This window comes from Bacillus sp. FDAARGOS_235 (assembly GCF_002073415.2).
GTDB lineage: Bacteria > Bacillota > Bacilli > Bacillales > Bacillaceae_G > Bacillus_A > Bacillus_A toyonensis.
In genome coordinates, this window is record NZ_CP020434.2 from 52,471 (window position 1) to 77,549 (window position 25,079).

The window sequence follows — 25,079 nt, forward strand, 5'->3', positions numbered from 1 at the left end:
AAGATACTTATGTTCTCACCGTAGGGACTACGGGTAGAGCCTGCTAAGATAACTGGTGGATAATCGGTGTTCGCAGGAATCTCCCACTTCAAACAGTCCGTTAGGACGTTAAGTGGTGAGTAGTTCAAAAGAAATAAGTGTATAAAACGGAAATATCATTTATGGCTGGAATGACGAACCCTGTATTGGCATGCGTATAGAGACTAATCCCGACCTAGCTTCTATATGCCCAATACCGCACTACGTATTTTGGCGTGAACGTAGAACCTTATGTATCTACTGTTGTGATGTTCCTCGCTTCTTCAGAATGTCAAAATGGGATATTCCTCACGAGTACTGACACAAACAGGTCTTTGATACAATGCATTTCCCAGTGGTCACAGATGAGTTTTACGATCTTACTCACCCAACAATAATCGTATACCTACCCCCTCTAGTGACCTTTCGAAGGGAAGCACGCATATATATTGAAAGCCGTATATCATCCTTCTACATCATTACGAAAAGGAAAAGATACACAATATATATATTCAAATTTTCAAAGAGCAACTTGTTTTGTGCTATATTCTCAGCACACTTCAAAATCGCTTTTTTTATTTACACTTTTGTTTTACAGCTACTAATTCCGCATGTTTATTTTTTCGTTTAGCAATTAAGTTTTGATGCTCATCTCTTACCGAGCGCACTTGATAATAAATTTGAGCTACCTTTTCGATGCTTCCTGTGCTATTTTCAATTGCGATGGTACCTTTCAGTTCGTATGTTTTTCCATCAAAAGTTTTAACACTGTGCGCTTGTGATGCGGCAATATCATAAAATGTGAGTCTTTTTTCTTTTCCCATATGAACGCCTCCTATTTTGATAAAGAAGGGAGAAAAATGCTTCTCCCTTGTCTAGTTTTCTAGCCATCTAGATAGGATGAAATAGTGAACGAGTGCTTCATATCATGCTAAGATTGTTGTGTTATACGAGGTCATGATGCGTTGCGCTGCCTCTTTTCCATATATGTGCTGTAATGCGGATTGAGATTCAACTACGATTGAATGATGAATGTGGTATGTTGCGCTTTCTTTTAAAAACTGCTCCATATGAGGGATTGGGTACAAATCATATTGATGAAATACCAAGTGAATCGGTCTTATATTCTTGCATTCTGTTAGATATTGAAGAAAATTTGATAATGCTTCCCCTCTCTCTTGATACGTACTCGTTTCCGTTTCTACACTGATGTACACAACGGATTTTTGTTTTAGATCCATTTGTAGTGTTTCATAACCAGTTAGTAAATCATGTTTGATGATTTGATATCCTTGTTTTCGTTTTTCTTGATGAGTATCTTCATAAAAGTTTCCTTTCGGATCAAAAATGAAAATAAAATCATCTGTTGTTTTTTTCACACCTTCTATGACTGATTTATACGCCCCAAAACGAGCTTTTATCACGCCTGCGACCTTTTCCCTTTCATTCAGCTCTTTCAATACTCTAATCAACTTTGTATACTTCTTAGCTACACCTAACATACGTTGCACTCCTTCCTATTTCATTTTCCACTAATAACTAATACTGAAACCCAAGATACTCTCTCTGTTTCTCTAATTTTTCATATTGTTTTTGCTGCTCATCTAAAATTCGTGAAAGTGTACTGATTGTGCCTTGCCTTGTTTCTTTTGCTGATAAGGCTAATACGCTAAACATTTGATAGGCCGGATGATCTTTCTTCAATAAATCACTTAACTCCAAAAGATAGGGATCTTTTTCTTTTGCTTGTTGCACAAATTCCCTAACCTTTTCTAAATCTAAATAGTACAAATCTCCATGTCGTTGATTTAAGTACAAAATAATTCCTGCTAGTAAGTTCATAGTGGATTCTATCCAGAAATCCTACCGTTCTTTCGGCTTAATTACAGTTTGAGCGATTGAAATACCTTGTATAAGTTCTTTAGAAAGCCAAGCACTCTTGCGCCGCATCACGGCTTCCCCAAGTTTCCCTAAATTTTTTATTTTACCGACGTAGATTTCTGACACCTCATATCATCTCCCTCTCGGTTTCTTATATCTTGCTCTCTATCCAAAAAATAACTGTCCAAATGGGAATGACGAGTAAACATGCATTCCGACATCCAATAACGAGGCTTAACGGATTTTCAGCTACATCACTAAAATGAGGTTCATATTCTTTTATATCACGATTGAGCTTTCGTACGGATTCTAATTGCAAATACGGCTCCAATTAAGCCAAGTACAACACATGCAAGACTGATCCATCTTATGTAAGGATTTTCGGCTTTTCCGCCTGTTGTTGGAAGATAAATTTCAATTTTCTTTGGTGTTTGTTGTGGTTGCTTCATGTGTGGAGTAAAGAGTTGTTCGGTTACTTTTGGTTGTGGTATTCCTAGTTTTTGTGGTTAAAATTTGACCAGCTTCTTTAATTTCACAAGAATGGGTTTCTGCTAAATTAATATTCATTTAAAATGATTTTTTACATGTACGTTGAAATGCTATAAATCAGAAATTTCAGATTTAAAAACTTAAAAAATAACAATAAAATTGTACCTTTTCTACAAGGTTCATTTACAATATAACTGTATAAGTATTTTTGGGGAAAATAGTTTATTTCAACTTTGCCCGAAAGTAAGTTGCAAAAAAAAGTTTCTCAATTGGTTCTTCAAAAAAATCCGCAATACTTTTTGCTCTGCTAAAAATCAAACCTTTTCTGCCTGATTCTACATCGTATAAAGTGCTTGCAGGAATTTTTGAACCTTTTGAAACTTCTATAATTGTATAACCCTTTGACTCACGAATTTCTCTTAGAACTGTCAAATATCTCACCACCTTATTTATAGTTTATTCGTCTTTAAGCCTAAAGCCAACACTGTTTAAGTTGTATTTTATAAAAAATAACACAAAAAAAGTTAGAAGGAGCTAAAAATCATGTTTGGACAAAGATTAAGAGAATTAAGAAATAAAAAAAACATAAGCGCTACTGCTCTTGGAAAAGCATTAGGGATTGCACAAACAACAATTTCCAATTGGGAAAATTCAGGGGCAGAGCCAAATTATGAAATGCTAGTAAAAATCTCACGCTTTTTTGGTGTTTCAGTTGACTATTTAGTTGGAAATGACAATGATTCTAATAAAAATGAAATAAGTAGATTGGCAAAAGAATTATATGAAGACCTTAATTCAATCTCCCAAGATGAACGTCTAGAGATAGAAAAAGGATTATTAGAATACATAGAATTCCTTGGGTACAAAGTTAAAAAAAATAAAAAATAAATTCCCTCTTTTTTAATTTGCTTTCTTTCTTAGGATAGGCTTTGAACTTTTATTTTTTTGTATATACGTTTTTAATTTATTATATAGCCCAACATAATCACTTGTTTGTGACAACACTGATACCAAGAAATTATAATCAACTTGTTTACATATATTTTTCTTTTTCATTAAATTGGCACTCTCCTATAAGATAGATTTTATTTTATAAATTCCTATTTTTTTGCATTAGTGGAACGAAACATTACAAATTATTAAAAAATGTTCCACTCCTTAAATAACAAATGACACTACAATGTTTTGTAGTGTCATCTTTTAACAAGCCTATCACCCAGCGCCGCCACCAGGATCTACCATCATATATTGAATAACTTTAGCAATACTCCCTTGCATTGGGAGCATTGTTAATGCTGTTATTGTAATTAGCAAATAAGTTTTCTTTGTCCAATTTTTCACTTGTACCACCCCTACTTCAATTTTAGTACATTTTTAGGAAGTTCTGCATAGAACAAGTCGTTATTTCTCTCAAATGCTAATAATGCATCCCTCATTAAAATCATATCTTCTCTTGCAAGAGCCTGAATGAATACTTGTAACGGTGTCACGAAAGCATTTTCCCTTTTGATTTCTTCAATAAGATTATCTGCTTGTTGATTCATCCCTTTTTTGACATACAAATATGCAAGTTCTGCCGGGTTTTTTGGTTTCATATCATCTAGATTCTTTTCAAAATGTATGTTAAGAAAATCTAGAGTAGTTTGTATCATTTGTTTTTTCTTGAACATCTTTTTGTTATTTGGGGCTGCCATAAGTTGCAATCCTTTATCCAAGTAGTACTTGGATAATTCATAATCGCTTAATATATATGTCTCACCCATGATACAATATGCTGTTGCTTTGGGTATTAAGGCGACTCTACCTTGTCTAGCTATCATTTTATTACATAATTCCCTTGCCTTTTCTAGCTCGTTATTCCTATGAAAACTTGTCGCAAGCAATTCCATGGTACGTAATTCATAAGAAGAACGTAAAAATGGATTTTTCATTTTTTTAATTTGTGATAATAAATCATTTGTATATTCACTTACTAAATTATAATTTCTATGATCAAAAAAAGCGTAAATTAGTGAAAAATCCATTGGGATTTTGCTAATATCATCTGTACTCTTTCTCTGTTCCATTTTCTTTTTCACTGTTTTTAAAAAAGTTTGTGTATTCATGTTCCCAGCATTTCGTAAATGAAGTAATTCATAAGCATTTGCAAATTTACGATTCAGTTTATTGTTAGATTCTTTTTCCTTATCAATTAAATATTGTAATAAATCTAGTTCTCCACACATGTCCAAATATTCAAAAGCAATTCTTAAATTCACTTTACGTTTTGCTTCTTCACAATATTTCAGTACTTCCGTTTTTCTAAAATTATAATCATGTGGATATAACATATTCAATATTTCAGTAAAAATATAAAAGTCAAACTCTCTTTTCTTAGTAAATGAATCATTTATTTTAGAATGGCTAGTATCAAATATTGCTGCAAGCTGCCTATTGGTAATACCTTTATCATTTAAGTCTTTATGAATTCTATCTAATATCATGGTATACTCTCACATCCCCTTGAAATGCTAATGTATAGGAAGATTTACACATATAGAATATTCTGTAAATATATCTTAACAGAAATCGGTGAAACTTTCGTTCCATTATAAATTTTTCTATATTTCTATATAATTAACTTAATTTTCAGTCAATTAATCGCACTATTGTTCTAACTTTTAACCTATTCTTAGTTGATATTCCTAAAAAATCTGTGTAAAATAGTTACAAATGCATTATAAACTACTTATATTAAATTTATATAAAAAAATAAAACCCCACCGCACGGTTTTTAATTAGTCTAGGTCGGCAAACTTCGAACTAATTAAAAACTCCTCTGGATAGGGTTTTAGATTCACACTACAAATGTATGTGTTTTTCTTTAGTATCATACTTGATATTAAAATTATACCATAAGGTGCATACATTGTGAATATAAAACCCCTGTTTTCCTATTTATTTGTGGTGGGAAATTTAGGAGGGTTTTTCTGTGTTATTGCACAACTTTTTACTTAGTCGAGCGAAAGCCGAACTAAGTCCTCACATCAGTCACCTATCAAAGAAAACCGGGGCTATTAATCATTCAATAAAAAAAGTTACTACTTACATTGACAATATTGTCCTAGAATATGAGGGTGTTACCACTAAAGATTATCTTACCAAAAGAAAATATGAAGCTTTAGAGACTGTTTTATCTTATTTAGTACAAGAAGGCTTTAGTCAAGTTAGGCAAGAACACATTAGCAAAAAATCAGGCATTTCAAAACCAGTCATTAACTACGTGTTAACATGGCTGCAAGATCTGGGCGTATGCCAACAAATTAAAGTGCGAAGACATGGTAAAATCGCCCCTTCAATTTACATATTAACCATACATAACAACTATTTAAAAATCATTGAATATTTTAAGATAAAATGGGCTTTAGCAATTGATGTGTGCTCTACTTTCACTAAATTTCTACGTGAAAAACTCTTTAAGAAAAATTTTGTAGCCAATCCTGAAAATCTAAAGAATGATATACAAGTCTCGTCTAATTCTTTAGATGTTTTCGACATAAATAAACAAGAAAAATCAGATAAGGATTGTGAATTAAAAGAAAAGCATAACAGATTACAAGATTTAGATGACTATCTAAGTGAGGATCAGAGAAAAGCTTATTACTACATTTTAAGCCAAGAACTAAATCATCTTAGTGAAAAAGATGCATATACAATTGCTTTAAGGATGCCACATTATATCGACCGCTATGCTAGATGGGATTTTGAAGAATGTGTGCAATGGTTCCAATACAATGAAGCTCAAAATAGCAATCCTGCACATTTTATAAAAATGTTTGGGCAAAAATCTAAACAAAACTGGGAACGAAGAAATCAAAACGCATTAGAAAAGAAATCACTGCATGGTTTAAATAAAAAAAGAGAATTTGTTTTCTATAATTTTTTAGAAGAGAGTAATTAAATTTAAAAAATCATACTAGTCTGTAGCCTTGCTTAAAAAAATCAACCATAGCAAGGCTATTTGTCATATCCTCTTATAAACAGTCATAAACTTGCTATTTTTCGACACAAGAAACTTCAAAATACAAATCATCTTATAGGATTTGTATTTTGAAGTTTCAGGAAATCTACGTATACAGTTAACCATAATATATTTATAGTTAGCTCTTCTTTAACTATCAAATTAAACTTGAAATTTACTAAGAGAAAATGCTGAATAGCTTGCTAGAGTAAGTTTAAAAGCATCATTATTTATTCTAATGTTATTAATGGTTTTACTTTTTAAAACAAGATTTATTTAATATAGCATTCTGGAATTCTTTCTCTTTTGTCTAATTTTAGGGAATCCGATTCAACTTGAAAAATATATAAATGATTATGTAGATGCCTGTAATCAGCTTCCCTAAAATCTGATAAAATTCTATTCATTTCAAATGGAATCTATATGCCTCCCCCTTCCTCCCCCACTTCTAAATAATATCACTAGCTATTGAATACACTTTAAAAAGATGGACCATACTAAAAAACGTAAACTATTAAATATAACCTAGTAGCATTATTTTTGTTTAAGATTAAATACCTCTAATACTTTGTAGATTATGTAAAAGTTTAAAACACCTTATAAGCCATTTTGAGGAAAAAAATTTCATTAGAAGTATCTCTATTTCACATTGAGTATTATTATTTACTAGTAAAACGCTATTTAAACGCATAGCGTTCAATACACCCCCTCATTATTTTTTGTATTTTGAATTAAAAGAATATTAACTGGATACTAATTCTATTAATGAAAACTTTGATTCTTGCACATATATCTAGTAAAATTCTTATATTGGAAACAAACTTTTAATAATAAAATTTTAAGTAATTCTTTAGTTATTCTATTGTCTACTAAATATCTTTTTACTTCCAAAGGTGAACGTTATCAAAACGGATAACCTTTATAATTTAATTCACATTAATACTAGATACATAGACTAATCTAGCACACAAGTAGCTGCACTGAAAACATTTTAAAGGTAGTAAAGCTTCTTACCGAGTGGCCCAATAAAGATTTTTATTATTAGAGGAATGATCCTTCTAATAAAGAAAGAATATCTAACACACAAATAATGGAGGTGTGAAGTTTGGAATATGGATATTTTGCACAAGAAGTAGCAAAGCAACTGGATATAAACACCAATACACTTCGTAGATGGTCAATTGAACTAGAAAAAATGGAGTACATATTTGAAAGAAATGAACGTAACCAAAGAATTTATTATGAAAATGATATAGATATTTTAAAACAAATGAAGGAATACCTAAATCAAAACTGGAAATTAGAAGAGGCCGCTACACGAAGCATGGAGACAGCCGAAGAAAACGCCCCGAAAACGGATAGTGTTCAGGAAGAAAATGAAACTGAAGTAACACTTCAGAAACGTTCACAAACAGATATTTCAATAATTCAAGATAAGTTTTCCTATATGTTTAACCAGCAGGAAAAAATTGTACAACAAAACCAAGATATTATTAATTTATTATTACAAGAACGTTCAGAAAAGGAAGAAAAAGATTTACAAATCCAGTTACTACAGGAAAAACTGGATAAAGCCATTCAATTGTTAAATGAGGATCGCCAAGAACAACAAGATAACAGTAAACAAACGTTCATTCAACGTTTGTTCAATCGAAAATAATTGGGCGATTTTCTTTTAAACACATTTCCCAAATAAAAAAAAGCGGTAATTACCGCTTTTTTTTATTTGGGAAATCACCTTCACAAGGCTAAATATACATCATTAAAAAGAATTCCTCTTATGTCTGTCTTTAATACCTATTTAACTTCAAAAGTAAAATGTATATTTACTAATATACATCTAACTAATACTCATTAAAAGTTCATATACTTTTTTACTAAAGTTCATACATATCGTCTAAGTATAATAAAGAGAAAATCACTTAATTTCAATTATAATATTATTAGTTGAAAAAGCCAAAAAACCCCTGTCTTTTTCTCAACCTTTTCTTAATTACTTTTCTTAATTCAAACATATCAAAACCATCTTAATCCTTTTAATATCAAGGGATTAACGCATCATAAACGCCTAGCGTTCACGATGAATTTCAGTTTTTATATACTTCAATTCTATATAGTTATTCCTCAACTCAAATTTAACTTTAATTTTGTATAAAATTTAGAGTATTAGTTTCAATTTTATTGCGTTTAAGGTACTTCCACCATTTCAACAATTAGAAGTATTTATATATTTATTTGGCCTTACCTATGAATCCCAAAAATCCTCGGTATTAATTAATATCAATGTATTGATCGTTATTTTCAAAATCATCAAAATTCCATCAGTTTTTCGGGAAGCTTGGTTAAACGCTGTAACGCCCTAACCTTTTAAAAATTTCATATTATAGAACTTAAGTAAGAATGCCTTAACCCCATAAAACAATGGGTTTAACGGATTATGAACGCATAGCGTTCACGTTCATTAGAACGTTAATTTACCACTTCACAAGCGTTCATTCTGTATCCGTTTTATCTTGTTGTAATGAAATTATATATTGAATACTTAAATTACGTTTCTTTATTACAAATATAGAATGCTAGCTTATTTTAAATGAAACTACAAATTTAAAATAACGCATCCCTAAATTTCACAAACAATGCTTTCTTGATCCTCAACTTTCAGCTTTACCAGCAAATCTTTTATCATTATCTCTAAGCAATCTTAGTACAAGTTGCATTCTTCTAAATAAATGAACCCTCATAAACGTTGCTATGAAAGGGATAGTCGCTACAAAAACGGATAGCGTTTACGTATTCTTAAACACTAAAATAACACTTTGATAACGTTTATATCTTAGGGGGTTTAGTTACATTCTCTAAAACATCACATCCTCTTGAAAGTATTAAACTTTCAGATCCAACTAACTACTTTATTAACTAAAAAATGAATTCTAACTTAAATAATTGGGTTGGTTCATATACAAATTACTCGCTCTAATTAATGCTTTCATTATTACTTTTGAACACTATAACTTAAGCGGTCTATCAGTTATTACACTAAATCTAGAGGGTCATGCCGAATGTTATTATGTAAACTGGGAACTCACATTATATATAGATCAGAGAAAGCAAAACATCCTAAATTAATATATTTAATAGTTTACATGTTCTTCTAAAATATTGAGAGATTATAGGGATGAGGGACTAATATAAGTTAATAAGATAGAAGAATATTTGCATATGTGCGCGAGAGAAAATGAGTTAAACATAAGTGTTCCAGATGCATAGGTGTTCGGAGATGATTCCAAGGAAATGAGAGATGAATTAAGAAGTTTGATTGTTAAAGGAATCAAAACAGGAACATACGCTGCACATTGTGTTTACGGGCTTGAAGGAGAGGAAATTCAAAAGTTTGGTCAGTACGATATTGTATTGGCTGGAGACAATACTCGATTAGCAATTATAAAATATACAGAGATTGATTTTTTAAAAATGAATGAAGTAACAAGTGATTTTTCCAGATCTGAGGGTACAGGTGATTTAGGCTATGATTATTGGTATAGTGAGCGTGTTGAATTTCTCACTTGGGAATTAAGCCCGTATGGACTTACTTTTGCTCCAGACTTATTGCTAATTTCTCAAACGTTTAGGGTGATGGATGTTTATAAGGATAGAGTATAAATTGAAATCCAAACATGCTTTATTCTAGCTATATACAAGAAACAGGCTGTAAAAATCCGATTTTACAGCCTGTTTTTAAACATCTATTTTATTTTTAAAACAACTTTATTATTCGTTAACAAAAACCTTACAAACGTTGTTATTAAAGGGATAAACGCCATAATAACGTATAGCGTTTATGTATTATTAAACACCAAATTAACACTTTGATAACGTTTGTCTGTTAGTGGATTTTATACATCCTCGAAAACTTCAAATTCTCTTAAGAAGATTATAATTTAAACTATTGATTTTAACTTTAATTCCTAAGAATATCTTAAAGGAATTCATTCAACTCATATAGAAAACTTCTCCAAGGTTTATATAAATGCCTTACAAAAGATACAATTAACTAAAAAAACAATCAATCTAGCAAACGAACTGAACTTATTTCTAATAAATATAAAATAAATATCTAATTTATATTTATTTTATATAGAAACCTAATTAATCAACCATTAAATATAAAAAGAATTCATTTAAATATTAATTTTATATTTAAATTATATCTGATCGATATTTAATTAAGGTTAATCCCGTCCAAAACCTTGTAATTACTCTATTTTTAAGGTATAATATATTTATTAAATATAAATAAAAAATAAATTTTATAGAGGTGATGTATAATGAAGAATTCAAAAGGAAAAACTCTTCATATAGACATTGAAGGCGATATTGGGAACGATTCTTTTAAAGGTTACATTAATGGTGAATACATAAAAATGAAAAACGTATATCAAAGCGTTTACTCAATGCCAAATGTAACAGAAACAAACACTCAAAAAAATGTGATTAATCTAGTAGACAATATGTTTGTAAATATTGCTAGTAAATCAATTAGAAGATCTGGTATGTACTTTATTGGTAATCGAGCGATGCTGACAGGGAAGAACCCAAAAAACATGAACATTAAAGTAGGTCAAAAATATAACGATGATTTGCCGTTAATTAATATGCTAGGACTAATTGCAAATAAATCCGTTCAGCTTGAGTGGGAAAGAACTGAACAACTACCACAATCAATTAATGTGACTGTTGATCTTATTTCAGCTATTCCAGCAAGCCAATGGACACCAGTAAATGCAAAACACCTAGAGCAACGTTTTACTAATTCAAATCATGTTGTAGTTGTTTATGTAGGGGAAGAACAAGTAACAGTCAGCTTAACATTTAACAGTGCAAACATTACCCAGGAAGGCGTTCCTCCTTTATATGCAATCCTTGAAGGCGAAGAAGATATGTTTAGTGACTTTATTAAACTATATAAAGACAAACTTGAGGTAGAGACAGTTGAAAAATCCTTCTTTAAGAACAAAAAAATCTTACATAGCGACATTGGAGATGGAACAACTGAGTATATATACACAGTTGGTGTGAATCCAGTCATTGATGCTTGTAGCGGAGAAAGACGTGGAGTTGGGCATGCTACAGAAGAAGCTGTTAAGCTATTAAACCAAGAACGTGGAACAAACATTAAACGCCAACAATTCTCACAAATCCTTCAAGATCCAGATCATAAATACTATGAAGAAGCAACTGGGTACTTTAATATTACAAAAGTAGAACAAGCTGAACTTATCTTAGAAGATACAAGTGAAAAGTATGTAAGCAATACCGCCAGTGAAGCTGAAATTTTATGTGTATACGGTGGGGGAAGTGTTACTTTTAAAGATGAGTTATATAATCAACTATTAGAGTATTGTGAGCAAGTTGGTATGTACTTATTATGGATACCAGAAAAATATGCTGTAGATATGAATGCTAGAGGGATGCAAGTAATCAAGAAGATTCTTACTCGAAAAAAGGTGAGATAATATGGCTGACAAGAAAAGAGAATCTTTCTTTTGGAATCTCAAAAAAATTGAGAATGAAGAGTTCTTTAAATGGTTTGAATCTCAAGGGAATATAGCAGATTCATTATATAAACTTGTCTGTTACTTTATTGATAAACATGGTTTACAAGATGTTGGTGATTATAAGATTCAACAACAAATGCAAAGAGAGATCTTACTTCAAGATAAAGATTTTTTAAATGAGGTTAAACGGGTCCTATTGAATGATTCAAAACTCATTATCAAAAATGATGATCAAAACATCCATAATGAGATTAAATCTTCTAATGAAGTAATTGGAACTTCTGAAGAGAAGCCCGATAATGAAGATGAAAAAAAAGAAGACGTTTCTAAATCTGAAACAAATGTTTTGAATGATGAATATGATGATCTTGATACGGCAAGTTTATTTGGTAATTAGTATGTAAATACTCTAAAAAAAGAGTCCTAGAAATAGGACTCTTTTTTTAGGTTTAATTTTCAACTTACATCTTATCAATGATTAACTGTCGTTTATACCATTGATTTAATTTGCTTCTCGCCGTACTAGAGAGACGTTTTGTTTTTTTATTATAAAATCTAGAAAGAGTAGGCTGCGATATACCTATCTCAATTGAAAGTTCTCGCATAGTTATATTCTTTTTCATATGCACAAACTCTATTTTTTCTCTAATTACTTGTTCATTTTCAGTTGTATCTAATGGTTTTTCTACAATTTTTATTGGCTGATTTTCCTCATGTATTGTATCAATTGTTTTCTTTTTTGCTAAGTTTTCCATTGAACTAATTAGTTCTTTTGGCGGCAATATTACTATTCCTAACTGTGAATAATAGTTTTTAAACCAATTCTTTTTTGTTAGTTTTTCTTCTTCTAAACCATTATCATATTCCCAATGAGAAATTACCTCTTCTTTTTCTAGATCCATAAGAACATTTTCTAATTGTTCGCGAATACGATTCGGTTTTTGTTTCTGGTTTATCCCCATAACTGCTAACAAACCTTTATCTCCACCTATGGAATAAGGTCTTTGTAAACTAGAAAACATTTGACGTATTCTCCATTGCCATGTCAAATATCGAATTAACCTTTTATGATATTTATGTCTATAACTATTATATTCAAGTGCCTTTTTTGATAATAATGCGGTAGTACTATTAGATCCATATAAATATCCGGATAAGAAACTTCCCGGTTTGATTCGGCACGATTCTATTCCCATATATTCGTTTGTGTTTTTATCTCTCCATAGAACTACAGAATCTAATACGAATAGTCTTTTAATTACCTCACGTTTTACTTCATAATGCTTACCTGTTTCAGCACGATCATTTAATACGACTACTTCATTGTCATCATTTAGATATATAAAAATACTTGCTAGGGCCGCAATCCGCTTCGCTACTTTAATTTTATCTTCTACCCTGTAGTATTCAACACCATTTGCCTTAGCCTTTGAAATACTGCACATCTCTAAAACTTGTTCATATGAAAAATCAATAAATTCATCGGGCGATTTTGCTTCATTCAACCATTGAATCGTGATGGTATCTAAACAATCTGCAGTTAAATCATCCATATTACTCATTACACCATCTACTAATGTATTCCATCTTGCTGCCTCTTCAATATTCGTTAATTTTAGATCTTCATCTTTATGAGAGGAAAGCTGTGCCACTCCATTACTATCCTTTGTTTCAATAGGATATGATTTTAACAGTGTATTTTCATCTTCTTCAAATTGATTTTTAGCTATTCCATCCCTTAACTTATAATATACTGCGGAGTTATTCACTTCTAAATAATTTTCATTCAATGTGCTTGCATTTGATTCACTTGTTGCTGTATGCACTTTATTACTAGCTGTCTGATTTTTACGAAACTCTTGTTCAATAAAGACACCTATTGTCTCATCAATGATTAATCTATATTCATCAATATTTCTATATATATCTAGAGGAGAAATACCTTTTCTTTGTTGTTGCTCTAGCCACTGTACGAGCATTGAAAATGATGGAGAAAGGTATTCTGAAGTCACAATTTTACTTTTATCTGCTTCAACCTCAACATAATAAGACACCCATTTTTGCCACAATTGCTCATCTTTTTTATACAATTGTTCCGTTATTGATAGTGCATCTCTAAACAATTGTAGAACGTCATCCATATAAATTCTGCTCCTTATATACATTTAGTTATTCTTAATCTGAACTTGAAAATAATTAGCTATATGATGTTCCTTTTTATAAAAACTAGAAATGAAGTCAGAATATTCCCGTTCCTATTTCGTTGTTAACATGTTAAAGGCTCTAGTTTGCATACTTATAGCCCGCTCTGTAACTGATTATACAAGACTCAATCAATTTGTAAAATCCAAAGGGATAAAACGGGGCATCTTTTTTCAAAACGATTAAATTTTATTTTTGCTTTCTCTAATAAAACCTCAAAAATGTTAATATATGTTATGTATAGTTAAAATTCACTTTATAAAAAGGGGGAATATTATGACTGATACAAATGAACCTTCAGGAGTCAATTTTAAAAAAGATGTGAAGTTTTCTATTATAATACCTGCTCACAATGAAGAAAAGTACATTAGGAAATGTTTAGATTCAATTGCAAAGGCATCAGAAGCATATAAAGATCAAATTGAGGTCATAGTTGTTTTAAATCGTTGCACAGATAAAACAGAGGAAATAGCAAAATCTTATAATTGTATTACATTAAAAAATAACGATAAAAATTTGTCTAAAATCCGAAATGCAGGGGCTAAAATAGCTAGTGGAGAAATAATCATTACTATAGATGCTGATACTCAAATGGCAGAGTCTATGTTATCTAATGTAGATAAATATTTAGCTTCAGGTAAATAGATTGGTGGTGGGGTAACTGGGAAGTTTGAAAGAATATCTTTAGGAATATTCTTTTCCGCAATTTTAATAATAATCCCCTTACTTTTTAAGTATGGAGCTATATCTGTCGGGATTTTTTGGTGCTATAAAAAAGACTTTATGGAAATCAACGGATTTAATGAAAACATGCTTATGACAGAAGATGCAGATTTCGCTAAACGGTTAAAAGTGTGGGGAAAGCAAAATAATAAGAAATTCGGTACAATTAAAAATGGAATGATCACTTCATGCAGAAGATTTGATACATATGGAGACTGGGCTTTACTTAAAAATCCAAAAGTAATCTTAGCCTATCTAAAAGGAAATGATAAAAAATACGCAGATAAAACATATTATGATAACTAGGAAAGATAACCGTGAGAATCCCTAAACAAATCATCATTAAATGAACTAATAAACAGGATTGATAAAATTCAATACAGAAAATATAGGTAGAAAATTCAGGACAACTTTTATATTATATAACGCACTAACACCATACATTTTCATGGCAAAGGAATGCAAGTATAATAATCTATACTGCATTCCTTTATTGTAATTGTATGTCCACTATATTTTTATTCTTCCTTTTCTAAAGTTAAAAAACTAATATCCAAATTTCTTGTTTTTCACCTCTTTCTGGATCCGCTCCATTGTAATAAAAACTCTTCATTAAGTGTCTAAGCTATTAGCTATCCCTCCTAAACAATAATAATTTTTAAAATAGTAATCCCAAATGTTAAAAAAAATTAAATCTTTACAAGAGAAAACAACTTGGATAAAAACAGGTTGTTTTCTTTTATAAGGAAGAACAAAGAAAGAGTGGAAAAGCAATACACAAACGTGAAAATCATACGGAGTAACCGATAAAAAGTGAATATTCTGACAATTTAATCGCTAAGGGTTTTCGTTTACTCTTTCTTTGTTGTTATGAGTTTAACATTATAAACAACATAAATCAACAAAAAAATAACAAAATTCTTATATTTTCGACATTTTATTCACCTTGCTCTAATTTCACCTTAAAAACATAGTTACTCTAGCTTGAAAATAAAGTTTAATCGTTTTATGCCTAATATTCAAAAGGGGAACTACGCTTAACAAGTCTTGTTTAGTGCTTTTATTTTTCGATTACTTCGAACATCCCAAACTCATGAACATGAAAATTTATAGTCATATCATGTACCTTTTTTACAAAACATGAAACAAAAATAACATTATGTGTCTCTTTCTTACTAACTCGAAATTTTTTTCTAATATTGCTTAAACCTTGATATATAAGCTTTTCTATTACAGCAATACTATTAGTTATGAAAATTTACAGCTATATGATGTCCCTTTTTTTTTTAGATAAAAAGCCCATAAACCCTTTCGCATTAAGGATTAACACGTTTCTAACTCTATTTTCATGTATTTATGCAACATGAAAACATATAGCTATATGATGTTCCTTTTTTTAACCGAACATGAAAACTCACCTAGCTAATTCATGTCCCTTTTTCAATTGGAAAATTACAGATAAATCCCATCAACATCACTATTTAAAGAGTTTTTCTTATTTAACTCATAATTATAAACATGAAAATTTATAGCCATATCATGTCCCTTTTTCCTTTTGAAAAACTAATATAACTGTTGATTTAATCATACTTATACAGGTTTTTTTCTATTTTTCATCTTTTCTACTAATATGAAAATCTATAGCCATATCATGTCCATAAAAAAAAATGAAAGATTCCTGAAACCCCTTGGTACACAAGGGATTAAAGGCCGTTTCATCTTTTCATTTTTTCTCTTAAAGGGACGCATTTCATCAAATTTCGATTTGGTATAATCAAAATTGATATATTTTATAGTTTTTGGTATTTATTTCAAGATTTATAGGTAGGAGGTGAAAAAGATGGGAAAATCATTTATTATTCGTAATCAACGTAGTCTAAATGGACAATCCACAAATGCAGTTTTAGTAACACTGAAGTCTTGGCAAAAACTTGTTGAAACTTTCGAAGAGAAATACTACAGCTATAAAGATACATACCTTGAGGATATTGTTGATCATATGACATACGAAGAGCGTATTGCCGATGTGGATGGCTTCGTTGCACAGGCTAAACCATCTTTTTCACGTCGTACACTATCTGCTATTTCGGAAACAATGGGAAGAAAGCATAAATTATATGGCATTACAAACGCAGATCTGGAGGTCTTCTTATATCTACATAAAAAATGTTACACAAATGGAGTCATTCCAAATGTAACAATACATATGATGTGGGAAGATTACAAACTGTATAAAGAAGAATTTGCTTACATACAGCATTCTCAATTCTATATTGCATTAAAGAAATTAAGTATACATAACATTATTTCGATTGAAAATGAACTAGATGGCCGATATACAATTAAATTAACTCATTTTATGAATGAAGAAACTGAAAAGGCCAATGCATATGTTTATATTAGCCCCGTGGTATTTACAAAAGCTTTCTTTGAGTTATCAATTGCATCTAAGAAACTCTTCTTAGATATTGCAATGCAACAGCACAGTGAAACTACACTAAAACGTTCCTTAGACAAACAAGATGAAAGAGGGAATAGAACTCATTTTGGTGGGATGTACCGCTTCTTACATAAAAAATACCCACATCAGATACGTGCGGTTATAACAGAGTTAACAACTGCATTACCATGTACAGGGACTCCACTATTCAAAATTTGTAAATTACAAAAAGGGGTTAAGAATAAAAAAAGATATACAACTCTATATCTATCCTTACATACCGATTTCTTATGTACAAAAGAAATCGGAGAAGTACAGTATCGTGATCCATTCACACCAAAGCTTACTTATGCTCGTAAAGCTCGTTTTATCGAATCCGTACTACAAGAGATGAGTATTGGAGAATTTACACAAGACATGAACAAATTTATTCATGTACTAAAACATACATGCAATCGACAAATTCGAAGTGTAATCCATAGCTTACGTGACATGATAGATCGTAATGAAGAATATCCAAGCAAGTTAGTATATACACTGAAGAAATTATTAAATCAAACATCACAATATAAAATTCTTGATACAGCTGCTAAAGAGGGTATCTATTCTCTTATTACACAGCATGTTCCAAAAGAACAAAAAGAACAAGCTGTATTTGATTTCGGATTGCATTTCTCTATGTACTCTCTGCGAAACATCAAAAAGTTGTTCCGCAAAACATATGAATTACTAAACTCTAAATTTGCTATACCTGTTACAGAGGAATCGTATCACCGCAACTATCTAAAGTATCAAGAAGAAACGTTGTTTAGAAAGTACGCCTATGAACAAGGTACAAACCTCAACGCTTATATGGCTTTAGAAATTGAAATACGTGAACTCTTAAAAGCTAGAGGGCATAAAGAGCGTATTATTCCTAGTGATGTTCGTGAATTGTTCATTGAAAAGATAGATAGATTACCGAAAGAAAAGCTTCGTGTTATTGAAGTACCAGATAGCTTCAATTTAATTACATTTATGCGTGCCTTTGAAAAGTTAATACGCGCTGGTATCCAAGTAACAACAGCTGAGCAAGTACTGACAGCAATGAAAGCGAACTAATCATCATCAGCTCTCTATTTTTGAAAAAATTCAAGATAGAGGGCTATTCGTGTTGATCCGTTTATTTAAAAGAAATTTACTCCTTCTTCACAATAAGTAGCTTTACTCGATTCTATTCATAATAGAGTCTTTTTTTATGCAATCATATACAAAAATAGTATGGTACTTATCTCAATTTCCACACATACTTTCATAAAAAGACGTTATGAGTTGTCTAAATACATTCAAATACCTACAAGAAATCATAAGAAATAAATTAAATTTCGTGGATAAGTAGATAAATAACACATAATGTGAGTAATTTAGTGCAATTATCATTGATATAAATAGCCTATACGCCTTCATCTATCAAAAATCATCAATATTCATGTGATTTATGTGCTAAATATGGATTATGTTGATTAATTAACACATAATGTGAATCTTTTGTGGGTAACTATAATCAAATTGTGGAGATTCCGTTAATTCATATGAAATTTCACGATTGAATAAATATGTTTAATAATGTATTAATTTGTTTCATTTTTTATGTAGAAATACTAAATTTCATTTATGATTATTTGTAGTTTTTAGAGCTTAATATGGTTTGTTCTTCTGCTGTAAAATTCTACTATTTATGATTTTTTACGCTATATAATGTTAAAAGGCTTTGTTACAGTAAGGATATACGTACATTTCTCAGTCCTATATAAGTTTTATCTTTATATTTTAAATATATATAAGATATATATTTATATTAGATTTTATTAACTAATGTTCATAAACAAACTGATATAGTATAACGATAAACAATGATTATAGAAAAGCTAACAAAACTATAGCATTCATTAAATACCATTGTGTGTTCAAAAATAAATCTATAGCCATCCTCATAGTTATTTTTTAAGGCTATAGCAACATGTCAGAGAATTTAAGATTCCTGTCAAACGTCATTCCTATTTTGGAATGATGTATTTTTTTGGGACAAATTCGAAAACTCATATCATTATCATATGTATTTAGTGTATCTAGAATTCTATATGGATGGTGAAGACATATGAATCAATATCAAATGCTGTATAGTACACCTTATCTGTATTCTTCTCGAACATTGAAACAAATGTACAAAGCGACTAAAAATGAAGAAAACGTATGTGCTATACAAGAACACATGCGACGACATGAAGTATATCTGGACCGACAATACCGAGGGTATTATTATTTAAGTCAAAAAATCGAAGAGGATCTATATGGTGATGAACTGGCTGTCTCCTGGAATCAGCTATTAGATGAATATCAACTTTTTAAAGACGGTAAAGGGAATTTGTCCATTAAACCAAAAGGATGGGGTTAATATGACTATCATTGGGGAGCTAGGGATTGTGTATGGCGTGACAGGAGCTTCAGTTTTAGGAATAAAATTGCTGAGGAAGAAAGGTTTCTATCTTCCAGGTTGGTTGCTACGTGCGGGTCTTAAATGCTTACTAATTGGGAGCGTTTGGTACGTTCTAATGGATATTCTAGATGTGTTTCTACGCTAGCATTACATCTGGTAGTTGAAAATGATTATAATAGCGCATCTTAAACGCTTTTTCTAAGCTTCCATACAGGCTCAACTACCTTAAGGAGGTATGGAGGGAATGTTGTCACTTTTATTAATCCCAGCAACCTTTATAACTGTGGCTTATTTTTACCAAAGTAATGGACCGAATGATAAGAAAAAAATTGCAACGTTTTTTGAAATTACAAAGGTTTGTGTTCAACATAAAGGTGAATTACAATATCCCATTTTTATAAAAGAAATTAAAGATGATATAAGTATGAATTATGTTTACAAGTTACCACTTGGTGTACCTAGTCAACTAATCCAAAAGTTAGCTGAAGTATTAGAAGAAGGTCTATATAAACCTGTTAAAATATCGTTTCATCAAAGAGAGCTTCATATTCGAGTATTTAGCCAAAGAATACCTGAAATGTGGAATTGGTCTAAGGATCTATTAAAAGAGCATACATGGAGAGTTATGGTGGGGAAAGCGTTAGATAAATATGTATATCATGATTTTGAGAAAACACCGCATATGTGTGTAAGTGGAATGACTCGTTTTGGAAAGACAGTATTCTTAAAAAATGTGATGACTAGTTTAATTTTACAACAATCTCAACACGTGAAATTTTTTATTATTGATTTGAAAGAAGGGTTAGAGTTTAGCCCTTACAAAGAGTTATCCCAAGTTGTAGAAGTCGCTGAAAACCCGAAACAGGCATTAGAAATGTTGGGAAGAGTACGTGAAAAGATGGTAAAACAGATTGAAATGATGAAGAAGTCCTATTTTACCAATATCATAGACACATCAATTAAAGAACGTTGCTTCATCATAGTAGATGAAGGAGCAAATCTTTGTCCGACACAAGGATTACCTAAAAAACAACGTGATGTTTTATTTTTGTGCCAGGAGGTGCTATCTGAAATCGCAAGAATTGGAGGTGGTTTAGGATTCCGGCTCATATTTTGTACGCAATATCCAACCTCTGATACATTACCAAGGCAAATTAAACAGAATGCTGATGCGAAAATAGGCTTTCGATTACCAACGGCGGTCGCTTCACAAGTTGCTTTGGATGAACCAGGTCTTGAAGATTTACCTTCTCTTCCAGGAAGAGCATTATTTAAGACTGATCGTACAGAAGAAATTCAGGTACCTTTTTTAAAGGATACAGATATGTGGGAGTTACTAAAGCAATATAAGGTGGTGAAGCAAAATGAGGCATCAAACACTCAAACAGAAAGCGAGACAAATCGAGATTTTATCCACTTTGAGTAAGTTGGATTTTTTAACTAGGAGGCAATTACAAGCCATCCACTGTCTAGGGAGTATTCGAAATGCAAATCGTGTATTAAAGGATATGCACCCGTATTGTCACATTACAAAAATGGCTCGTGAACACGTATATTATTTAAATAAAAAGGGACGGGATTTATTAGGAATTACAAAAGAAGTAAAGAAAAGTAGTCAATTACAGCACATATTAATGCGAAACGAAAGCTGGATGTGGCTTGGATTTCCAGAATGGAAAACAGAAAGACCTATCGAGTTTTCAATTAATGGTCAACGGTATCAGATTATTCCTGACGCAACGTATTTTGAAGATAATGTTCCCCATTTTGTTGAAATAGATCGTATGCAACATATGAAGGCAAACGAACATAAAATACAGTTATATGGCCATATAACAGATATCTACAAAAGACAGAATGCTATTGTTCCAGTAATTAATTTTTTTACATTATCAGACTATCGACAATCAAAGTTAGAGCAATATGCTATAAACCGAAATGTGTTTATGAGAACATTTGTAATGGAAGATATATTTTAGTTGTTTTAAGCATTTATGTCCCAAAAATCATGATAATCAATACGTTTATCAAATTTCCTTAGTGTTTTAATGATTTTAGTTGCGGATGTTAAGGTGGGAATTCGATTCTTCTTATTTGCTAAATCACTTATTAAAGATTTACTTAATCCAGTTCGTTGTACTAACCATTGTTGTTTAATCCCTCTACGGTCTAAATATTCACCAAATGGAGTTCTCTTTTTTCCTAACCCAAACATCGGGATCCCCCCTAAGTAAGCTTGTGGTAATAATAACTTGTCCAAATTTCCATAAATCTAAACTTTTGTTCATAAATATGGAATTATAATTTTAAATAAAGCATAGAATAATATAAAGAAAATCTAAAAAATGTGTAATAATTTTGAAGAATGTAGCATTCATAGTAATAGCTACAAGTTGCTGATACACTATCCTAATGGCAACTTGTTGCAAAGGGTATTCTTACAAAATAAAAAGCTTAAATCCATTGGTGCATAAGGATTTAAGCTTTTTTAAATTTATGAAGAATTGAGGGTGAGTTTAATAAATTAAGAGATATTAGACTGTTCAGCATTCGAATTTTGAAGAACATTGTACTTATTTCATTGGTTTTAAAGAAATAAGTATTTCTCTTTTATAACAATCTGGGTATAACGTGTTTCTTAAGAATTTTCCGCTGTTCAGTATCCAATAGGATCCACTCTTTAAAATGATCTGGATATGTATCATGCAATGGTTGATTTAGGTTTCCGTGTAAAGAGATAGACATGACTTAAGGAGGGGATGTCTATCTTCTTTATTAATCCAAGACTTAATTAAATTTCACGTACTGGAATTTAATTAAAAAATGTTTGTATAAACCAAAACAAAAGGTTTATAGTAAGAACAAAGGTTCTGTTTCGGAGGGTGAAACAATGTTTGATTACTCGAAATGAGTTAAGAGTTATTGATAAACATGATAAGGTGATATGTATATACATCAATCATATTACAGATATAAAACATACATAATTTGAAAAATAGGATAGGTTGTTATATTGAAACGAACAGGTGAAGATGTAATTGGACTGATTGGTACGTTGTTAGGATTACTATGTTCGCTAGTCATTCTATTTCTAGGAAGATTAGCATACGAAATGGGAGAGTTAGAAGGAGCTGAAAAAGGTCTTACTGTTGGATGTATGGGAGCATTTTTTTCTATTTTAGGATTCTTTGGCTTTATAAAAGCTAAGGGTGCATGTAAAGAGGCTGGATTTTTGATGATTGTATCCGCAATAGGTTTATTTGTTTGTGTAAATAAAATTACATTTTATCTATTCCCTGGCTTGGCACTTTTACTTAGTGGACTAAATAATATTTTTGGCAAGAAATAATACATAAATAGCAAAAAAATATTAATTAAGGAGTGGTAAGTGTGAAATATTTTGTATTTGAAGATGATGAATTAATAGGGGGATGTGAAGAGACAATATACGTTTTTGAACAAACCAAAAGAAAAAATAACTACGAAAGTATTAATGATTTGGAGGAGTTTGCAGTACAATGCCTATTCATTGAACGGAGAAATACACATTGGTATTGGTATAAAGGAAAAAATGAGATAGAAATGACCATGCAGGAACTCGAAGAGGGGATTAGAGCGGAACTAAAAGAATTGAAAATGATATCCAAAGAAGAATTTACAGAAGTAAGAAACAGATATTCTCCTTATATCAAACCTATCGAGTTTCCTCGAAGTGGAATCAGATGTGCATATGCTTATGAACCAGACTGGAATGATGTGTTCTTTGTTATGGAAACAGAAGAAAGTTATTTTGCCCTTTATTGGTTCACAGGGGCGTGAAATTCACACTCCCTTATAATAAGCATTAATTCTAGATTCACTTAACAAGTTATATTTTTTAATAATCTTATTTGATTGTTTTAAAACATCACTATGTTGTTAAATATAAGCCTCTTTAAATATATCTAAGAAGACATACTTACTTACTATCCTCTTCATCTATCTCATAAGAATTTCGGTCTACAGTTAAATAAGTAGCAGTACACTAAACCCTACTATACAGTAACAAATTACTTTGGATACAGTATTTTGTTACAATGAATTCAAGAGTTATGAAGCTCATTATTTTTAAATACAAACGTGATTTAAACGTTCGTTTTTGTTACAAAACATAGACCAATTATAATAAAACAGGAAAACTCACAAAGTACTTATGCCTGTGGGTGACGAAGGGAATGTGTACGAAATTGAGTAAATCAAGTGAAATAAGTAGATTTGAAAATAGATTCTCAGAAAATGTGATTGAAATAGCAGCTGTCACAGGAGCATTAGGAATTGGTGCATCAAAAGGCGGTGACAACATTTTGTGGACTGCGTCAATTGATTTGATTGCGTGGAAAGACTTACATAACAATGAAACGATTACAAAAGAAGACATACGACTCGCATGGTTGGTTGATGATGAAGAGTGGAGAAAATCAAAAGACATTTTGACAGCAAATACAGTTGTAACATTACAGGTGCGCAAGTCAGAAAATTCATTGATGCTTGTTAAGGTTTTGGAAACACCATATAAAGATGATGAGTTGGAAATCATCTTACAAGATGCGATGAAACCGGTTTTTTATCATGACGGGATCTTGGGTGAGTTTGAACTTGATAAAAGAGTGAAAACTTTTGAAAAGAGAATGTCTTGGGCTGGTGAAGAATGTCATTTATATTTTGATTGGAATAAAAACAAACATATGATGAAGTCTGCACTGGAAACAGCACATGTACTTTTCAAAGAGCAAGATGAATGGAACATGAAAATGAAAATGTACGCCGCAAAAGAACTGGTAGAGTTAGCAAATGAATGGCTACAAGATGATGATGAAGCGGAAATCGACGAAATTACAAAAGAAATGTTCATCGATTCCATCACATTAAGCAGCTTAAGCGTTTATTCAGAAGGTGATTTTGAAATATTCTTTTTGGATGGAGATATATTTTGGGGACATTACATCATTGTAAGCGGTAATATTCATGAGGGACTCTCTTCGGCTGAGATTGCAGGATAAATTGAAACTTCCATCAGTGAGGATTTTTCTTCATCCCTACTGATGGATTAGTTGGACCAATCGTGCTCTTACTGCTCTAAAGTAGCGGGATAAATTGTTATACTTTTTGATGTGTACGGATAATAAAATGGTTTAAAAATCTAAGTTTTATTCAAAAAATGGCGCTCGATTGTTAAACCATCTAACATTGTTTGCGAACTATAAAAAATGTATAAAACTGAAATGATGGTGAGTATTCTAATTATAAAGGAGTGTT

23 protein-coding genes and 2 pseudogenes are annotated in these 25,079 nt (G+C 31.1%); 15 read left to right on the forward strand and 10 right to left on the reverse strand.

The window, feature by feature from the left end; all coding sequences use genetic code 11:
- Positions 1-593 precede the first annotated feature (593 nt).
- The 6 genes and pseudogenes from A6J74_RS00275 to A6J74_RS00295 all read right to left on the reverse strand — a co-directional run bounded on the left by A6J74_RS00275 (position 594) and on the right by A6J74_RS00295 (position 2,820).
- Positions 594-842: a hypothetical protein gene (locus tag A6J74_RS00275; RefSeq protein ID WP_000514061.1), complete on the reverse strand. Its 249-nt coding sequence runs from the start codon at positions 840-842 to the stop codon at positions 594-596.
- A gap of 102 nt (positions 843-944) precedes the next feature.
- Positions 945-1,520 (reverse strand): TraM recognition domain-containing protein, encoded by a 576-nt coding sequence (locus A6J74_RS00280; protein WP_000901826.1) that lies wholly within the window; start codon positions 1,518-1,520, stop codon positions 945-947.
- A gap of 37 nt (positions 1,521-1,557) precedes the next feature.
- Positions 1,558-1,872: a TRAG family protein gene (locus A6J74_RS00285; RefSeq protein WP_306480377.1), complete on the reverse strand. Its 315-nt coding sequence runs from the start codon at positions 1,870-1,872 to the stop codon at positions 1,558-1,560.
- Between the two features lie 9 nt (positions 1,873-1,881).
- Entirely contained in the window at positions 1,882-2,025 is a 144-nt protein-coding gene (locus A6J74_RS30570; protein WP_002156189.1) for a hypothetical protein, read from the reverse strand.
- A gap of 158 nt (positions 2,026-2,183) precedes the next feature.
- Positions 2,184-2,405, reverse strand: a pseudogene (locus tag A6J74_RS30215) (SpaA isopeptide-forming pilin-related protein); the annotation flags it as partial.
- A gap of 205 nt (positions 2,406-2,610) precedes the next feature.
- On the reverse strand, positions 2,611-2,820 hold the full coding sequence (locus tag A6J74_RS00295; protein WP_000217389.1) for a helix-turn-helix domain-containing protein: 210 nt from the start codon (positions 2,818-2,820) through the stop codon (positions 2,611-2,613).
- A 111-nt stretch (positions 2,821-2,931) separates the two neighbouring features.
- On the opposite strand from A6J74_RS00295, the gene A6J74_RS00300 reads away from it, so the two are divergent.
- Positions 2,932-3,276, forward strand: coding sequence for a helix-turn-helix domain-containing protein (locus tag A6J74_RS00300; protein ID WP_000467906.1), 345 nt, complete (start codon positions 2,932-2,934; stop codon positions 3,274-3,276).
- A 324-nt stretch (positions 3,277-3,600) separates the two neighbouring features.
- On the opposite strand, the gene A6J74_RS30220 is transcribed toward A6J74_RS00300, so the two are convergent.
- Positions 3,601-3,729 (reverse strand): hypothetical protein, encoded by a 129-nt coding sequence (locus A6J74_RS30220; RefSeq protein ID WP_000800654.1) that lies wholly within the window; start codon positions 3,727-3,729, stop codon positions 3,601-3,603.
- Between the two features lie 11 nt (positions 3,730-3,740).
- Positions 3,741-4,871, reverse strand: a complete 1,131-nt coding sequence (locus A6J74_RS00305; RefSeq protein ID WP_080609153.1) for an AimR family lysis-lysogeny pheromone receptor — start codon at positions 4,869-4,871, stop codon at positions 3,741-3,743.
- A 488-nt stretch (positions 4,872-5,359) separates the two neighbouring features.
- Between A6J74_RS00305 and A6J74_RS00310 the strand changes: the two genes are divergently transcribed.
- The 5 genes from A6J74_RS00310 to A6J74_RS00330 all read left to right on the forward strand — a co-directional run bounded on the left by A6J74_RS00310 (position 5,360) and on the right by A6J74_RS00330 (position 12,340).
- Positions 5,360-6,328, forward strand: coding sequence for a Replicase RepFR55 (locus A6J74_RS00310; protein ID WP_098155523.1), 969 nt, complete (start codon positions 5,360-5,362; stop codon positions 6,326-6,328).
- Between the two features lie 1,165 nt (positions 6,329-7,493).
- Positions 7,494-8,048, forward strand: coding sequence for a MerR family transcriptional regulator (locus A6J74_RS00315; protein ID WP_000455694.1), 555 nt, complete (start codon positions 7,494-7,496; stop codon positions 8,046-8,048).
- A gap of 1,631 nt (positions 8,049-9,679) precedes the next feature.
- Positions 9,680-10,048 (forward strand): ASCH domain-containing protein, encoded by a 369-nt coding sequence (locus A6J74_RS00320; protein WP_080609155.1) that lies wholly within the window; start codon positions 9,680-9,682, stop codon positions 10,046-10,048.
- Between the two features lie 665 nt (positions 10,049-10,713).
- Positions 10,714-11,901, forward strand: a complete 1,188-nt coding sequence (locus A6J74_RS00325; RefSeq protein ID WP_000798156.1) for a ParM/StbA family protein — start codon at positions 10,714-10,716, stop codon at positions 11,899-11,901.
- 1 nt (position 11,902) lies between these two features.
- Positions 11,903-12,340 (forward strand): hypothetical protein, encoded by a 438-nt coding sequence (locus tag A6J74_RS00330; RefSeq protein WP_000763937.1) that lies wholly within the window; start codon positions 11,903-11,905, stop codon positions 12,338-12,340.
- Between the two features lie 64 nt (positions 12,341-12,404).
- On the opposite strand, the gene A6J74_RS00335 is transcribed toward A6J74_RS00330, so the two are convergent.
- On the reverse strand, positions 12,405-14,084 hold the full coding sequence (locus A6J74_RS00335) for a helix-turn-helix domain-containing protein (RefSeq protein WP_000342930.1): 1,680 nt from the start codon (positions 14,082-14,084) through the stop codon (positions 12,405-12,407).
- 337 nt (positions 14,085-14,421) lie between these two features.
- On the opposite strand from A6J74_RS00335, the pseudogene A6J74_RS00340 reads away from it, so the two are divergent.
- The 6 genes and pseudogenes from A6J74_RS00340 to A6J74_RS00365 all read left to right on the forward strand — a co-directional run bounded on the left by A6J74_RS00340 (position 14,422) and on the right by A6J74_RS00365 (position 21,763).
- Positions 14,422-15,174, forward strand: a pseudogene (locus A6J74_RS00340) (glycosyltransferase).
- A 1,534-nt stretch (positions 15,175-16,708) separates the two neighbouring features.
- On the forward strand, positions 16,709-18,409 hold the full coding sequence (locus A6J74_RS00345; RefSeq protein ID WP_080609157.1) for a hypothetical protein: 1,701 nt from the start codon (positions 16,709-16,711) through the stop codon (positions 18,407-18,409).
- A 1,036-nt stretch (positions 18,410-19,445) separates the two neighbouring features.
- Positions 19,446-19,742: a hypothetical protein gene (locus A6J74_RS00350; protein ID WP_001077845.1), complete on the forward strand. Its 297-nt coding sequence runs from the start codon at positions 19,446-19,448 to the stop codon at positions 19,740-19,742.
- 1 nt (position 19,743) lies between these two features.
- Entirely contained in the window at positions 19,744-19,929 is a 186-nt protein-coding gene (locus A6J74_RS00355; protein ID WP_080609159.1) for a hypothetical protein, read from the forward strand.
- Between the two features lie 99 nt (positions 19,930-20,028).
- Complete coding sequence (locus A6J74_RS00360) at positions 20,029-21,210, forward strand: FtsK/SpoIIIE domain-containing protein (RefSeq protein WP_080609161.1); 1,182 nt, start codon at positions 20,029-20,031, stop codon at positions 21,208-21,210.
- A complete protein-coding gene (locus A6J74_RS00365) occupies positions 21,149-21,763 on the forward strand; it encodes a replication-relaxation family protein (protein ID WP_001216349.1) in 615 nt (204 codons plus the stop codon). The genes A6J74_RS00360 and A6J74_RS00365 overlap by 62 nt, the downstream gene beginning before the upstream one ends.
- Before the next feature lie 5 nt (positions 21,764-21,768).
- Here A6J74_RS00365 and A6J74_RS00370 read toward each other — a convergent pair whose 3' ends face one another.
- Positions 21,769-21,999, reverse strand: coding sequence for a helix-turn-helix domain-containing protein (locus A6J74_RS00370; RefSeq protein ID WP_000467337.1), 231 nt, complete (start codon positions 21,997-21,999; stop codon positions 21,769-21,771).
- Between the two features lie 798 nt (positions 22,000-22,797).
- Between A6J74_RS00370 and A6J74_RS00380 the strand changes: the two genes are divergently transcribed.
- The 3 genes from A6J74_RS00380 (at position 22,798) to A6J74_RS00390 (ending at position 24,823) form a co-directional block, all read left to right on the forward strand.
- The gene (locus A6J74_RS00380; RefSeq protein WP_000831332.1) at positions 22,798-23,133 is read left to right on the forward strand and encodes a hypothetical protein; all 336 of its coding nucleotides are present in this window, start codon (positions 22,798-22,800) and stop codon (positions 23,131-23,133) included.
- 41 nt (positions 23,134-23,174) lie between these two features.
- A complete protein-coding gene (locus A6J74_RS00385; protein WP_080609163.1) occupies positions 23,175-23,603 on the forward strand; it encodes a hypothetical protein in 429 nt (142 codons plus the stop codon).
- Between the two features lie 395 nt (positions 23,604-23,998).
- Positions 23,999-24,823 carry a DUF2262 domain-containing protein gene (locus A6J74_RS00390; RefSeq protein ID WP_142309184.1) on the forward strand — a complete coding sequence of 275 codons (825 nt, stop codon included), beginning with the start codon at positions 23,999-24,001 and terminating at the stop codon, positions 24,821-24,823.
- Positions 24,824-25,079: the final 256 nt, after the last annotated feature.